This is a genomic window from Dyadobacter sp. CY261, from assembly GCF_021440085.1.
Lineage (GTDB): Bacteria > Bacteroidota > Bacteroidia > Cytophagales > Spirosomataceae > Dyadobacter.
On sequence record NZ_JAKCPW010000016.1, the window covers coordinates 41095 to 55908 of the forward strand.

Genomic DNA, 14814 nt, shown 5'->3' on the forward strand with positions numbered 1-14814 from the left:
TCGCTCTGTCGGTAATGGTCCGGCAGGGCGATTTTTGCTTTAAGGCTGATTTATTTTCCTTCGGTCCTGTAATAGATCGTCGAGGCATTCTCAGGTCTGAGAATTGTCCGAGCTGCATGATGAATATCTTTCGGTGTGAGCGAGCGAATGATGTCTGCGTCAGCATTGGCCCATTCCACATTGCCTGCGTTCGCCGCAAATGCGAGGTTCATAGCCCTGTTGAGGAGTTCCACCTCTGAAAATGCCAGGGAGGCTTCCGATTGATTTTTCACTTTTGTCACTTCCTCTTCCGTCGCGCCGGATTCGGCCAATTCCTGTAAAACTTCGTTAACGGCCTGATCGGCTTCTTCCAATGTAACGCCGGGGTTGAGGTTACCTCTCACCATGATCAAGCCCGGATCCAGTGACGAAATGATATTCGCACTGATGCTGTTGAACAATGCACGCTCTTTCAGCAGTTTCTGATACAAACGGGATGATTTGCCTCTTCCGAGAATGTCACTGAGCAGGTCTCCGGCATAAAAGCTTTCATCGTACCGGCCCGGCATGTGGAACGCCTTAATCAGCGAATTGAGCGGAACAGCAGCGGAAGTTTCCAGGTACCTTGCTTCTGTTTGTGACGGTTCTGTGGGGAGATCGCGGATATAAGCCGTACCAGCGGGAATATTGCCAAACCATTTCTCGGCCAATTCCTGTACTTTTTCAAATGTTACAGCGCCTGCCACCACCATTACCGCATTATTGGGCCGGTAAAAGCGGAAAAAGAAATCCTGCACATCGTCCATCGTGGCGCGCTCGATGTGGCCGATGTCCTTTCCGATTGTCGCCCAGCGGTAGGGATGGGTTTTATAAGCAAGCGGTCGCAGTTTCAGCCACAAATCGCCGTAAGGTTGGTTGAGATATCTTTGTTTGAATTCTTCAATCACCACTTTACGCTGCACTTCAAGCACATTGGGATCGAAAGACAGGCTCAGCATCCGGTCCGATTCCAGCCAGAATGCAGTTTCTACGTTTTCAGCAGGTAATGTTATATAGTAATTGGTGATATCCGGGGAGGTGAAAGCATTGTTTTCACCGCCCACATTCTGTACCGGTATGTCGTAGCTCGGGATATTTTTGGAACCTCCAAACATCAGGTGCTCGAACAAATGCGCGAAACCGGTACGTTCTTCATCCTCATCCCGCGAGCCTACATTATAAAGGATATTTACCGCAGCCATGGGTGTCGAGAAATCTTCGTGGACGAATACCCGAAGGCCGTTACCCAATGTAAACTGCTTATAGCGAATCATATGATCAAAAAAGGAAGTTGAATGTGTACTTTTTAGCCAAAATAAAACCGGTGACCGAAACCACCGGATTCAATTATGGGTTATAAACAAAGCTACTGTTCAGCTGGGACACCACCAAACCAATTTGAGTCGAAAGCCATGCAAATTACACTTCGTTCCCTGTGCCTATGGGTTCTGTTCGAACTCTGCTCATTCCAGGCCGATGCGCAAATACTCAATGATCCTGCATCCTTAAAAAACATCCAGAGCAGTCTCGACAAAATATACAATTACGAGTTTGACGAGGCTGTACAAATCATCGATCAGGTCGAAAAGAAATACCCCAATCATCCTGTTTCTTACATTCTGGACTCATTCATTCTCTACTGGAAGTACCTGCCAATCAAGGATAATCCCACCAAATCGAAAGAATACATTCAAAAGCTTGATCAATGCCTCGAAGCGATCACCAAGCGCTACGGCAAAAACAGCCTGGATCCGGAAGCGGTATTTTACACGATGGTGGCAAGAGGATATATGGCCATGATTTATAATTATCGCGGTGAGATGATGAATGCGGCGGGAGAGGGGAAGAAGGCGTATAATGCCTTTGTGGAAGGCTTCAAGTTGCTGAACAAGAACCCGGAGTTCTACTTCACATCGGGCATGTATAATTATTATGTGGAAGTGTACCCAGAGGAGCATCCGATTGTGAAGCCATTACTGGTTTTCTTTAAGAATGGTGACAAGGCGTTGGGTTTGAAACAGATAGATACGGCTACGAAGGTGGGTACCATTACCAAAGCGGAGTCTTGCTACTATATATCCCATATTTACCTTAAATACGAGGCCAAGCCGGAAAAGGCGGTGGTTTATATGGAAAAGCTGGTCGAATTGTATCCGCGCAATCCTATCTACCTGATGAAGCACGTGGAAGCGCAACTGTTATCGGCGAAATATGATCAGGCCCATGAGGGAGTCCAACTGCTTCGTAAACAGAATGCTGGTTTTTACCCCGCTGCCTGGCGGACATTTCAGGGTATTTTGGAGGAAAAATACAGGAAAAATGACGCCGCCGCTCAGAAGGAATATTTGCTGGCTTTGAAAACACCGCACGACGACCAGTACACGAAGGAATATCATGCGTTTGCATATGCAGGTCTTGCACGGATTTCCATGCGCGCAGGCAACAAAGCAAAAGCCAAGGAATATTATAAGAAATGCCTTGACAAAGCCGAATACCGGTCGGTAGTTCGGGAAGCCAAGGCATTTAAATGAAGTGATTAGTTCGGGAATAGGCTTTTGTCGAGTCCTGGAATGATTTTCAGTGCATTCTTGTAATACAGTTTTTTCAGGACGTCGTCTGAAAGGCCCATCCCGTACATGCGCCAGAATGCATGGTATTTTTTGTGGTAAGGGAAATATTCGTCTTCCGTTTCCAGCACCCTGAAATAGGTGGCATATTCTGCCGGCACCCAGCTGTCTTTTCCAAATAGGACACGGTCCTGGTATTTGTCAAAAAACTGCTTCGCGGTACGTGGCTGACGGCCCAATTCGGCAATCACCGCGCCTATTTCCACGTACATATTCGGGAAAGCGGTCATCAGGCTGTCGAGTTTTCTGAGATTGTTGGGGTACCAACCCATATGCGCATTGATAAACGTCGTTTTCGGGTTCATTTTGAAAATATGGTGCTGTTCGGCTATCAATGAATCGAATGGGATCGGATCGTTGAGGCCGCGTTTTCGTCCCGGGTGTGTTTTCAGTTCCAGCCAGCGTTCATTGTAACGGTCCATCGGGTCCCAGAAGGAGGGTACATCGGCGGTGTGGATCAGTACGGGAATGCCTAATTCGCCGCATTTCTGCCAAACAGGCTGTAATCGCGGGTCACTCACCGGTACGCGGTTGCCCTTATCATCTTTGATGCCGCTAAAACCAAGGCTTTTATAGATTTTCAAACCTTTGGCCCCCATTTTCACATCGTCTTCCAGTTGCTTCACGGCCTTTGCCGACCAGTCTTTTTCGCCAAATCCTTTGAATTGCAAGTTGGTAAATACCGCTATCCGTTTTGGTTCGTTTTTCGCGACGTTTTCAAGGGAACCCTTTAAAGTAGCCGTTCCTTCCGACCATTCCTGCGACCAGCCCCTACCGCTGAGATTGACCATAATACCCATATTCAACGCGTCCATTTGACTGACCAGCGCTTTCAGGTCCTGGGTAGGCATCTGATATTGGTGGTTATGGACATCGATAAAAGGGAATTTGGCTTTTTTTAAAGGATGCTCATCCACCTTCAATGTGGAGATCGGGTCATATTCTTCAAAGCCTAGTGGTTGTTCTGTTAGCGGAGCGGATTGTTGCTGCGCACACGCGTTGAATGTTACACCAACGGAAAGGGAGAGGAGCAGTAATACTTTTTTCATGCGGATCTAATTCATTTTACAGGATCGTTGACTAAGCATTACCCGGAAACGCCCCGGGTTTGTATATTAAGGCCACGCAATGCGCGGCTATCCCTTCCTCTCTTCCCACAAATCCCAGGTGCTCGGAGGTGGTAGCCTTAATGGAAATATCATCTTCTGAAATGGCAGTAACTTCCGCCAGGCAACTTTTCATAGCCGGAATGTGCGGGTTCAATTTCGGGTTCTGTAACACCACCGTCACATCGACATTCCCGACTTCATATCCTTTTTCACGGATCATTTCCAACACTTTCGCAAGAAGGATCTTACTGTCGACGCCCTTCCATTGCGGGTCTTTGTCGGAAAAATGGTAGCCGATATTGCGAAGATTGGCCGCACCCAGGAGCGCGTCGCACATGACATGGCAGACCACGTCGGCGTCGGAATGCCCTTTGGCACCATGTGTATGGGGGATTAAAATACCGCCAAGCCAGAAAGGCCGGCCTTCTACCAACTGATGAACATCGTAGCCTTGGCCTACGCGGAAAGGGGACATAATAAGTGTATTCGGGCGTGTTATTGGTTGAATAATTTGTTTTTGATCGAGTCGATTTCAATTCCGAGTATGTATACCAGGCCTTCAAGGGCATGAATGTCGCGGGAGATTTTTCTAAGTTATCATCTCTTCAAGATTACTGATTCGTTCGCGATCGGTCATGTAAAAAGCACGTTAACAAATATAACATTTCTTTCGTACCTATACGGAAGAACGCAGCATTGGTCACCATCTATCGGGCAGCAATTTTCCTGCGGTAAAAAATGTCATTAGAATCCCATTTTTTGGCATTGCGGGGCAACTTTTTACCGATTAGCTTTGGTTACCTATGCAAGCAATCAGAATCAACAATATCAAACACTTTTGAACGCATGAAAACAAACATCGGAATATCGGATGAGCATACCCAGGCCGTAGCTTATCAATTGAATAAGCTGCTTGCAAACGAGTTTGTGCTTTACACCAAAACCCGTAACTATCACTGGAATATCGGTGGGATGAATTTCTTTGAACTGCACAAGTTGTTTGAGGGACAGTATGAACAGTTGCAGGTGATTATGGACGATATCGCAGAACGTATTCGCGCGATCGGCCACTATTCGGAGGCACGATTGGTAGATATCCTCAAACTCACCGATCTGCTGGAACCGGAATATACCACCGATGAAAAGGCCCAATTACAAAATCTGCTGAACGACCACGAAACGATCATCCGGATTCTACGTACCCTCGTTCCTGAATTTGCCGATACTTATAAAGATCTTGGGTCCAGCGACTATGTGACTGGTTTGCTGAGAGAGCACGAAAAAATGGCATGGATGCTCCGCGCTTTCCTGAAATAGCTGCCACCATCCAATGAAAAAGCCGGTCGGATCGCTAGGTCCGCCGGCTTTTGTGTGTACAGGTCAATGTCCTATTTATCTTTTAGTCGCATTTCTGTCTTAATTTTTTCAAGTTCTTCCTGCTGGCTTACCGATTTAAAATAGAAATACAGACCGGCAATCAGGAAAATTTTGGAAAGAATGAAAACGGCGATAAATGCAGGACGCCACAGCTTATGCACTTTCATGTGGGTGTCGTTGACTTCTACATTCAGATATTGTTTCTCATCAACAACCTCTCCGGAATCGTAGCTGCTACGCCCTTTTTTCTCCCGGATACTTCTCAACAAGATAATTTCCCTTACAGCTTCCGGGGGCGGTACGGCACCTTCTATAAAATAGCGTTTGATATCTTCTTCCAGTACATTCACATACTCAGACAATTCACTGTCCGACAGCATCATTTCCGCGACCTGTTCCCGCTCTTCCTCGTTGGTAAGCCCCATTAAATGAGATTCGAGAATACCACTTTCAATAAATTCCTGCTTGCTCAATGTGTGTTACGTTTAGGCGTTGCGATAGGATTTGAAAAATTCATGAAAAGAACGCAGAACTTCGGATTTCGATATGTTCAACTTGTCTGCGACTTCTTCGGGTGTAAAGCCTTGACGGAAAGCGAGATCAAAGATACTTTGCGGAGAAATGTCGCCATTTGGATATTCAGCCCCGATCGGTGCAAGAGCGGTCAGCTTGCGTTTTGCTTCAACCGCCTTAGCCCTTGCCAGTTTGATCACACAAGCGGCAAACGTAAAGGGATAACTGTTACAAGACTGCAATTGAGCAGAGGAAAACACGCTTACCAGAACTTCCTGTGCCAGATGTATCTGGGGCAAAATTTGTAGAATGATGCCATAAGCCATTGCCCCGTACTGATCATACACTTCCAGGGAAGTGAGTGTCTTGGGCTTCGAAAGCGACTGGCCGTTGACTCCGTTACCAGCTCGTTCTAATTCATTCATAAACTGCAATTAATAATCAGATATTACTAGGGTATGTGGTTGGAAGTATATTATAACGTTGAATTTAAGGAAGTTTTAAGTAAATAATGCGAGGCAATGCTGGTAAATTTAATGGAATATGAACCATATTTCATTTCCAGGAAGGTCTTCCCGTGGCTAACTTTGCGCTATGAAAGAAAAAATAGCAGTCATTTTTGACATGGATGGCGTGATTTGCCACACCAATCCTTACCATTCACGAGCATTCCGGGAGTTTTTTTCCAAAAGAAATTTGTCACCTACCGAAGAGGAATTTGCCCAGCATATGTATGGCAAAAGCAATAGTTACATTCTAAGCCATTTTTTGCAACGTGTGATCGAAGGCGACGAGTTGTTACAGATGGAAGATGAAAAGGAAAGTTTGTTCCGGGGACTGTATGAACCCCATGTAGAGCCTATCAAGGGAATTGTAGCGTTTATGCAAGATTTGAAAGCAAATGATGCCGTATTGGGCGTAGCCACATCTGCCCCTCGTGCAAACCTTGATCTCATCGTAGGTAAAGTGCCGATCCGTGAAATGCTCGGCTCCGTGCTGGCGAGCGAGGATGTGAAAAAACACAAGCCCGATCCCGAGGTATACCTCACGTCCGCGTGGAATCTCGGCGTTGAGCCCGGGCAATGTGTCGTGTTTGAAGATTCTTTTTCCGGCGTATCGGCCGCATTAAATGCCGGAATGCGTGTGGTGGGCGTACTAAGTTCTCATACGCGTGAGGAATTGCCACCGTGTAACCTTTATATCGAAGATTACAGCGACCTTTCCTACGAAAAGATCGCTGCGCTCTTTTAAAATGCTATAATGTAACAGGATCGGTGACCTTGATATCAAACGCGCCGGTCAGTACTTTATCGTTTCTTTTGATTTGAAGGAATATCCTGTATTGGCCGCCTTTGGGGAAAGAATAGGGGAAAGTGATGCGCGTACCGTGTTCCATGCCCGTCATGCCCCCTGCTGCCGCATTGAACATCCCCATTTCCTTCATCAGGAATATTTCTCGGTCGACGGTCGGCATCGCTTTGAGTTTGGCCAGGTGCCGGTCAATGCTATCGCGGAAAACAGCCGGTTTCGGCCATTTGGCAACATGCGCCGTATCTGAGATACGGCTCTCAAATGACTGCTCTGCCGCCATGGAATAAGATCCGCTCGGGTGCAGGTGAATGTAAACTGAACCGTCGGAACGCATCACTACGGCATGTCCCAGCATACCCAGATACGGCTCTGGAAAACAGGGGCTGTTATCGGGATTGTAGATCTCAAAATTGAGTTCATAGGGTTTGCCGGCTTCCAGTGGTTTGTCGGGCTTGCCTTCCCAAATGGCATAGGAGCCGTCCTTAAAGACCGTTTTGGTGCCAGGCTTCCCGCAAATCACCACGTTCTCGCCCATCGGAACTTTGCCGGGTGTATCGAGCGGGTCGGTAATGATAAAGCTGTCCTCCTCAGACCATGTTGTCGCCCTTTTTGATGATTGCTTAGGCAGGTTGATTACCAATGTATCCACAATTGTTTCAGCAAAACCGGAATATTGTACGATATCTGAGTACACGAGGTATTTTCCGGCAGGTAAATCGGGAAGCGCGGCTTGGAAAGTAAGGCTGTCTTTACGATCGGGATGAACATGTGCGAATGCATCGAGCCCGGGAATACGTACGAGAAACGTATGCATCAATTTCCCGTGATCGGGGATCAGGGTGCTTAGCATGCTCCCCTTTGCGCGACCATCCCAATTGGTAGTGTCTATCTTTAATTGAAATACCCGTTGAGAATCTGTCTCGACAACCGCTGTTTTGGCTGAAAGGGGCTTATATAACCATTGTTTATACTCCGCTGCCCAGCTATCCCACCAACTGCTGCCACCATATAAAATAAGGGAACAAACCACGGTGGCAATCCCCATATTGATCCATCGCTTCCATTTCTGAGCGGCTGAGAGCGCCTGGCCGGGCTTCAACAACCCATCACTCACACTGGCACCGATGGTGGTGATCATGAGCAAAAATAACAGTAATCCGAAAATGCTCAGGCCGATCCCAAGGCCTGTCGGCATATCGCGCTCGGCGGTTGAAACGGCTACGATCGGAATGATCAACTCTGCGTCGCCCTGTATCCCTTCGATGCTGATCTGCGCACTGGATGAACCCCATTCCATCAGCCATACCGTTCCCTGAAACTGGCCTTTCTGGCCTGCAACGGGTAAAAGCGCGTCCGCAGTAGGAGCCCCCTTACTGCCGGAGTAGAAATAGATTGGGCGTACCGATACTTTCCGGGCCTCGCCGTATTGAATAAAAACAGAAACTTGTGCTGTGCCCGGAATAACATCGGGTGGTGTAACGCTTACGAGCACTTTGTACGCGCCGGCCTGCGCCTGCATTTGCACGCCAGCGCTGCCTACATGAGCATACGAAACGCTGCCTTGCAGCAAAAAAAGTATGAGGTACAGATATTTTTTCATCGTTGAATTTTGTGCATCCAGTTACCCCACGCCAATCCGATGCGGGTTGAGATTAGTGTTGATACCAATGCAATGCCAAGCCCTTTAAGCAGTTCCGGCATTTCTTCGATCATCCAGGGGCCGTATTTGTAACGGTATTCCCAGTTGGGGTCATTCCCAAAATACCAGTAATGACTGCCAAAGAACCAGTTTCGGGCATAAGGCGATTCCATCAGAAATCCTCCGAAAAACCATTGAACTATAAAAAACGCTACCAGAAATGCGCTGCCGAGCAATAGGGTAAGCTTCCAGTCATTCCAATGCGCATATCGGTAACGAAGGATGTCGGTTACGTAAGCCGGGACAATGAGAAGCAACGGAAAATGAAATCCCTGGTAATGGGTGATATGGTTGAGTATCGGGCCCAGTTTTGGTTCTGCGGGGAAGAGCGGAATAATCCAGAGCGTCCCTGCCATCAATACGGTGTACACGCCCGTAGCGGCGGTAATGGCCCATTTATGCGAAACGGCTTTGCCGACTGCCATGAGTAACAGGGGAAATGCAACTCCGGAAAAAATATAGAAACTGGACCGGTGCATGCGCATCCTGCCCAATTCTTCGGATAACAACGTAAACCAGATCGTCAACAAAAATCCTGCCGACAATGCGAATAGCCAGAAAAGGCTTTTGTCCAATGCGCTACTGTTGCCAAAGTCGGCAGACAATTTCATCTGGTTTTTGACCGCGATGACGCTGATCATTGCACCAAACTGAATGCCGATAATGCCCAGGATCAGTACGGTATGAGGGGGCGAGAGGATCGTTACGTCCAAGCCATAGGTATTATGCCACCAGTCATCGAAAGGGGCGGAGGTAAGCATCATCAACGCACCCCAAACACAAAACAGTGAGCCGAGCGAGCTATAAAAAAAGCCCCAGATCTTGACACTAGCCATCTTTTCGGCATCGGTTCCCCGGAATGTTTTCCTCAAAATTTCAAAACCCGAAAACAACCCGGACACCACGGCCCCCAGATAAATGACCAGGTGTGGAGGTGAAAGCAGACCGTCACGCCCGATGCTTAAATGCCAGCAAATGTCCCAGATAAGCCCGGTAATGACGCAGAACGATGAAAAAACGGTAGCGTAAATGTAAATGGGTATGCCGGGACTGCCCTGCATGATGAAAGTCCGGTCGCCGAATGTCGGCGGGGGAGCAATGGGGTCTTGCATGTTGCGGAGAGGAAATTGAGTTATGATTGTAAATTTCGAAAAGGACAATCAGAATCCGCGCTACCCCTACGACTTTCCTGTTTTTAAATGATCACTTCTTGAACGGTCAGAATGGACGCATGGCTTTGACGAACCTTCCCTTAAAATAGGTCGAGAACAGATTGTCTTCGCGGACGCCACGGGAGGTAGATGCGTGGATGAATATAATCTCTTCACGACTGCGCACATCAGTAACAATGCCTGCATGCGAGACATAACCTTCCTTGCCAGCTTCGGGTACAAAGAACAGCCAGTCGCCGGGTTTGATGTCGGCTAACTTGCCGACTTCCTGCCCGAATTCGGATTGTTGCCAGGAAATGCGAGGGACCTTTACGCCCATTTCGGAATAGACCTGGCATATGAGCCCCGAGCAATCGATGCCGCTCTTGTCATTTCCGCCGGAGCGATACGGAGTGCCGGTGTACGTGCGGGCGATTTGGACCACCTGCGGTGTGTTGGCGGTATTGGTCGAGCCGGGGCGTGTGTAATTGGGTGTAGAGTTTCTTGCGGGTGCGGGCTTGCGTGCCGGTGCTTTGGACACGGGCCTGCGGCTGGGCGACGATTTGCCGCGCGACGCTCCGCGTGAGGAAGTGTTTCTTTCGGGCGTTTTTCGAAGCGTGTCGCAGGAAAATAGCAATGTCGTGATCAGGAGGGTGAAAATGGTACGGGAAAGGGATTGGGAAAGGTACTTTTTCATGCGTAAGCGAATTGGCCTGATTACTTTTTCAAAAATAGCGATTAAATGTTTTGCAAACTGCTTATGCCGACGGGACGCCGGCTTTGTCCTATCGGCGAAGGAGACGTTCGCCAAATCGGTCGCAGCAATGGTACGATAGTAGTTTAACTGCATTACGACCGAAAAATTGTGACAAATATTGTGAGGCTCGCGGCTTTGTAAGTAGCTTTGTTGCTGATGTTCATTCCTTTTAACAAGCATTTGACCCCCGATGAAAATTATTTGTGTAGGCCGGAATTACGCAGAGCATATCGCTGAACTGAACAACCAGACACCCGATTCCCCGGTTATATTTCTGAAACCTGAAACTGCACAAATCCGCCTCGGGGAGCCTTTTTTCTACCCTGATTTTTCAAAAGATGTTCATTACGAAGTAGAGTTGGTTGTAAAGATCAACCGTGTTGGCAAGAATATCGAGGAGCGTTTTGCCCATAAATATTATGATGAAATCGGCATCGGGATTGATTTCACGGCGCGTGACCTGCAATCGGAGCTGAAAGCAAAGGGGCTGCCGTGGGAGCTGGCGAAAGCATTCAACGGTTCGGCGCCTGTCTCCGAATTTGTGCCTGTGGCGGACTTTGCCGATATTCAGGATATCAATTTCACATTGGACGTGAACGATGAGACCCGCCAAAACGGGAATTCCTCGATGATGATCTACCGCATCAACTACCTCATTGCATTCGTCTCCAGGTTTTTTATGCTGAAAAAGGGTGACCTGATCTTCACCGGAACACCTAAAGGCGTAGGCCCCGTGGCGATCGGCGATAAGCTGACGGCGTCCATTGAGGGCAAGAAGATGCTCGAATTGTTCGTTAGGTAAAGACAGTACTCTTCAAATCACCCGGTTGCTGTACCGGCCACTCATACACTTTTTTCATGCGTCATTATTTTCGGGCATTTGCCCGTTCAGGGCTTTTCATATTGGGATTGGCAGGTGTTGTACAGGTTTCTTATGCCCAAAAACAATCTTATCCCAAGGGCTATTACCAATTTCCGATCCGTCCGGGTTTGCCCAATTCGCTGGCAGGTGGCCTGGGCGATTTGCGGAGCAACCACTTCCACGCCGGGCTCGATATCCGCACGCAGCAGCGAGAAGGTTTACCCGTTTACGCGGCGGCTGAGGGTTATGTGTATAAAGTGGCCGTTCAGCGGACGGGCTATGGCAACGTCATTTATCTGCGTCACCCGAACGGGCAGACCACGGTTTATGGCCATTTGCTGAAATTTAACGATCCTCTCGCCACCTGGGTGCGGCAGGAGCAATATAAAAAGCAGACATTCGAGATAGACTTGTTCCCTGAAGCCGGGCAGTTTACCTTCAAAAAAGGTGACATGATCGCGCTATCGGGCAACACCGGAGGCTCTGCGGGGCCGCATTTGCATTTCGAGGTGCGGGATTCGAAGGATAACTATCTGAACCCATTGTATTTTGGTTTTAATGAAATCAAAGATGTTACACCGCCGAAGTTTGTCAATTTAGCGATTCGGCCGCTGGATATTAACGGAAGAGTAAATGGACAGTTCGACCGGAAAGTCTATACACCTGTAAAACTCAAAGATGGTACCTGGCAGCTAATCACGCCCGTTTCTGCCACAGGCATTATCGGGCTGGATCTGGTCGCGCACGACCAGATGACCGGTACCGGTTTCCGCTACGGTCTGCAATGCATTGAGATCAAAATGGACGGGCAGGAAGTGTTTTCATATAATATAGAAGTTTTCCCCAATGCTTCGACCCGAGACTATAACAACCTCATCGATTACGAAACTGAGCAGGCGACGGGTCAGCGCTTCCTGAAATGCTACGTTCCCGATGGGAACAATTTCAACTTGTTTAAGACAAATTCAATCAACGGGAAGCTCAATATCACCGATACGTTGAGCCACGCAGTGACGGTCAGGATTTCGGATTCTTTTGAGAATTTTTCTGAACTGGCATTTACGATCAAAGGTGAGCCGCAGAGCCCAACGCTGCCCATTTTCAATACCGAAGTGAACCCGGAATATGTGCAAACCGAAGTACAGGAAAATACACTGATCGTACGGGCCAAATATTATCGTAGCCAGGAGCCGTTTGCAACGTTCTATATTCAGGGAAGGGAAGAAAAGAAACAACCAGATTTGTACGCGGGCGAGTCCGCTGTTTTTCTTACTGATTTGAGAAAACAGATGCCTGATTCCGTCAAAATCGGCCCTACCACGGTGAAAACCTTTCTGAGAAGCCAAATTCTGCCGGGCATCGCCGCTTCCTTCAAAGAGGCCAAATGGTCGGTGGATTTTGATAATACCAGCTTGTTTGACACCCTTTTCCTGATGGGCCAGCGCAATTTTAACGCATTAACCATCAACAACCGTGGGACGGCATTGAACGACTATATCCACGTGACATTTACGCCTGAAAATGTGCCAGAAGACAAATCCCGTACTTATGTGTACCGTTACCTGAACGGCGATTACCGCTTTTTGGGCGGGAAATGGGACGGCGACATGATCCGTTTCGACACCCGCGAGCTGGGAACTTTCGTGATCCAGGCCGATACTGTGCCACCGAGAGTGCGCCTGATCGAGCATAGCAAGCGAAATATACGTGGTTATATAGGCGATGGCATGTCGGGCATCGCCAATTTCAAGGCATTGGTGAACGGCGAATGGGTGTTGCTGAATTATGATTTCAAAAAAGGCTATATCTGGTCCGAGAAACTTGGTGAAAACGAGGATTTTGATGGAGAACTCGCATTAGAGGTAACAGATAGGGCGGGAAATAGTACTATCTTGCGAACAGAATTGGTGGACCCGGTTGTTATCCATAAGAAAACCAGAAAACGTAAAGATAGCTTATGGGACTACAAGTCGGTGACCCCGCACCCCAATTTTCAGTAAAAGATCAAGATGGAAAAGAAGTAAAACTGTCGGATTTAAAAGGAGAAAAAGTCGTTTTGTACTTTTATCCCAAAGACAATACACCCACGTGCACCAATCAGGCGTGCAATATCCGCGATAACTACGGATCGCTCCTGAAAAAGGGTTATAAGGTGTTCGGAGTGAGCCCCGACAGCGAGAAATCGCACCAGCGGTTTATTAAAAAGCATGACCTTCCTTTCTCTTTGCTAGCCGATACAGATCATAAAATGATAGAGGCGTACGGCGTGTGGGGAGAGAAAACAACGTTCGGACGCACTTACATGGGTGTACTTCGCACAACTTTCGTCATCAACAAAAAAGGGATCATCGAAGAGATTATTTCCAAAGTGGAATCATCAAAACACACTGATCAAATTCTTGGAAAAACTGAATAATAATCAGTCATTTTAACATTCCGAATAGCAGGACATTTACGCCGCCTAAATCGTCCCAGCGTTCGGGTAACGGTATCAAGGACAGTCCAATAGAAAATAAACAAAAATGGAAATTGAACAATTAGAAAAAGTTGCTTCCCAGGTTCGCAGGGACATTGTACGCATGGTACATGCTTGTCAGTCGGGTCACCCGGGAGGTTCCCTTGGTTGCACCGATTTGTTGGTAGCACTGTATTTCGAGCGTATGAAGCTGAAAGAGCAGGATGGCAAGGTTGTATTCGATATGGACGGTAAGGACGAGGACCTTTTCTTCCTCTCGAACGGCCATATTTCCCCCGTTTGGTACAGCGTACTGGCCCGCAAGGGTTATTTCCCTGTGTCGGAACTGGGTACTTTCCGTAAACTGGATTCCCGCCTGCAAGGACACCCTACCACGCACGAGCACCTCGAAGGTATCCGGATAGCTTCCGGTTCACTGGGCCAGGGCATGTCGGTGGCTATCGGCGCTGCATTGGCAAAGAAACTGAACAACGATAAATCAACGGTATACGTGCTGATGGGCGACGGCGAGCAGCAGGAAGGCCAGGTTTGGGAAGCAGCGACTTTCGCACCCCACCACGAGGTCGACAACCTGATCGCATTCATAGACCTGAACGGCCAGCAAATCGACGGCCCTACATTGAAGGTGATGAACAACCGCGACCTGGGCAAGAAATATGAAGCATTTGGCTGGGAAGTAATCTCTATCGAAGAAGGTAACGACATGGCCGCGATCGTAAAAGGATTGTACGAAGCAAAAGGCCGTCTCGGACATGGCCGTCCGATCATGATTTTGCTCCATACCGGTATGGGTTACGGAGTGGATTTCATGATGGGAAGCCACAAATGGCACGGTGTAGCGCCTAACGACGAACAGTTGGCTGCTGCGCTTGCTCAGTTGGAAGAAACTTTGGGAGATTATTAATTGAAACGAC

At 48.0% G+C, this 14814-nt stretch carries 15 protein-coding genes; 7 read left to right on the forward strand and 8 right to left on the reverse strand.

Features of this window, described 5'->3' with window-relative positions:
• Nucleotides 1–50: 50 nt before the first annotated feature.
• Nucleotides 51–1292, reverse strand: a complete 1242-nt coding sequence (locus tag LZD49_RS30180) for a pitrilysin family protein (protein ID WP_234671762.1) — start codon at nt 1290–1292, stop codon at nt 51–53.
• A 138-nt stretch (nt 1293–1430) separates the two neighbouring features.
• Between LZD49_RS30180 and LZD49_RS30185 the strand changes: the two genes are divergently transcribed.
• Complete coding sequence (locus LZD49_RS30185) at nt 1431–2549, forward strand: ABC transporter substrate-binding protein (RefSeq protein ID WP_234671764.1); 1119 nt, start codon at nt 1431–1433, stop codon at nt 2547–2549.
• A 5-nt stretch (nt 2550–2554) separates the two neighbouring features.
• Here the strand turns inward: LZD49_RS30185 and LZD49_RS30190 are convergent, their stop codons facing one another.
• Both LZD49_RS30190 and ispF read right to left on the reverse strand, forming a co-directional pair.
• On the reverse strand, nt 2555–3694 hold the full coding sequence (locus LZD49_RS30190) for an amidohydrolase family protein (RefSeq protein ID WP_234671766.1): 1140 nt from the start codon (nt 3692–3694) through the stop codon (nt 2555–2557).
• A 31-nt stretch (nt 3695–3725) separates the two neighbouring features.
• Entirely contained in the window at nt 3726–4229 is a 504-nt protein-coding gene (gene ispF, locus LZD49_RS30195; protein ID WP_234671768.1) for a 2-C-methyl-D-erythritol 2,4-cyclodiphosphate synthase, read from the reverse strand.
• Between the two features lie 371 nt (nt 4230–4600).
• Between ispF and LZD49_RS30200 the strand changes: the two genes are divergently transcribed.
• A complete protein-coding gene (locus LZD49_RS30200; protein ID WP_234671770.1) occupies nt 4601–5071 on the forward strand; it encodes a Dps family protein in 471 nt (156 codons plus the stop codon).
• 71 nt (nt 5072–5142) lie between these two features.
• On the opposite strand, the gene LZD49_RS30205 is transcribed toward LZD49_RS30200, so the two are convergent.
• Nucleotides 5143–5604 carry a hypothetical protein gene (locus LZD49_RS30205; protein WP_234671772.1) on the reverse strand — a complete coding sequence of 154 codons (462 nt, stop codon included), beginning with the start codon at nt 5602–5604 and terminating at the stop codon, nt 5143–5145.
• A gap of 12 nt (nt 5605–5616) precedes the next feature.
• A complete protein-coding gene (locus LZD49_RS30210) occupies nt 5617–6069 on the reverse strand; it encodes an RNA polymerase sigma factor (protein WP_234671775.1) in 453 nt (150 codons plus the stop codon).
• A 169-nt stretch (nt 6070–6238) separates the two neighbouring features.
• On the opposite strand from LZD49_RS30210, the gene LZD49_RS30215 reads away from it, so the two are divergent.
• Complete coding sequence (locus tag LZD49_RS30215) at nt 6239–6895, forward strand: HAD family phosphatase (RefSeq protein WP_234671776.1); 657 nt, start codon at nt 6239–6241, stop codon at nt 6893–6895.
• 4 nt (nt 6896–6899) lie between these two features.
• Here the strand turns inward: LZD49_RS30215 and LZD49_RS30220 are convergent, their stop codons facing one another.
• The 3 genes from LZD49_RS30220 to LZD49_RS30230 form a co-directional block, all read right to left on the reverse strand.
• Nucleotides 6900–8555, reverse strand: coding sequence for a hypothetical protein (locus LZD49_RS30220; protein WP_234671778.1), 1656 nt, complete (start codon nt 8553–8555; stop codon nt 6900–6902).
• Entirely contained in the window at nt 8552–9766 is a 1215-nt protein-coding gene (locus tag LZD49_RS30225; RefSeq protein WP_234671779.1) for a hypothetical protein, read from the reverse strand. The genes LZD49_RS30220 and LZD49_RS30225 overlap by 4 nt, the downstream gene beginning before the upstream one ends.
• A 106-nt stretch (nt 9767–9872) precedes the next feature.
• Nucleotides 9873–10502, reverse strand: coding sequence for a C40 family peptidase (locus LZD49_RS30230; RefSeq protein WP_234671780.1), 630 nt, complete (start codon nt 10500–10502; stop codon nt 9873–9875).
• A gap of 250 nt (nt 10503–10752) precedes the next feature.
• Between LZD49_RS30230 and LZD49_RS30235 the strand changes: the two genes are divergently transcribed.
• From LZD49_RS30235 to LZD49_RS30250, 4 genes are all read left to right on the forward strand, one after another.
• Nucleotides 10753–11364 carry a fumarylacetoacetate hydrolase family protein gene (locus tag LZD49_RS30235; protein WP_234671781.1) on the forward strand — a complete coding sequence of 204 codons (612 nt, stop codon included), beginning with the start codon at nt 10753–10755 and terminating at the stop codon, nt 11362–11364.
• Nucleotides 11365–11420: 56 nt separating this feature from the next.
• Nucleotides 11421–13424: a M23 family metallopeptidase gene (locus tag LZD49_RS30240; RefSeq protein WP_234671782.1), complete on the forward strand. Its 2004-nt coding sequence runs from the start codon at nt 11421–11423 to the stop codon at nt 13422–13424.
• A complete protein-coding gene (gene bcp / locus LZD49_RS30245) occupies nt 13382–13840 on the forward strand; it encodes a thioredoxin-dependent thiol peroxidase (RefSeq protein WP_234671783.1) in 459 nt (152 codons plus the stop codon). Before LZD49_RS30240 ends, bcp begins: the two co-directional genes overlap by 43 nt.
• Before the next feature lie 106 nt (nt 13841–13946).
• The gene (locus tag LZD49_RS30250; protein WP_234671784.1) at nt 13947–14804 is read left to right on the forward strand and encodes a transketolase; all 858 of its coding nucleotides are present in this window, start codon (nt 13947–13949) and stop codon (nt 14802–14804) included.
• Nucleotides 14805–14814 lie beyond the last annotated feature (10 nt).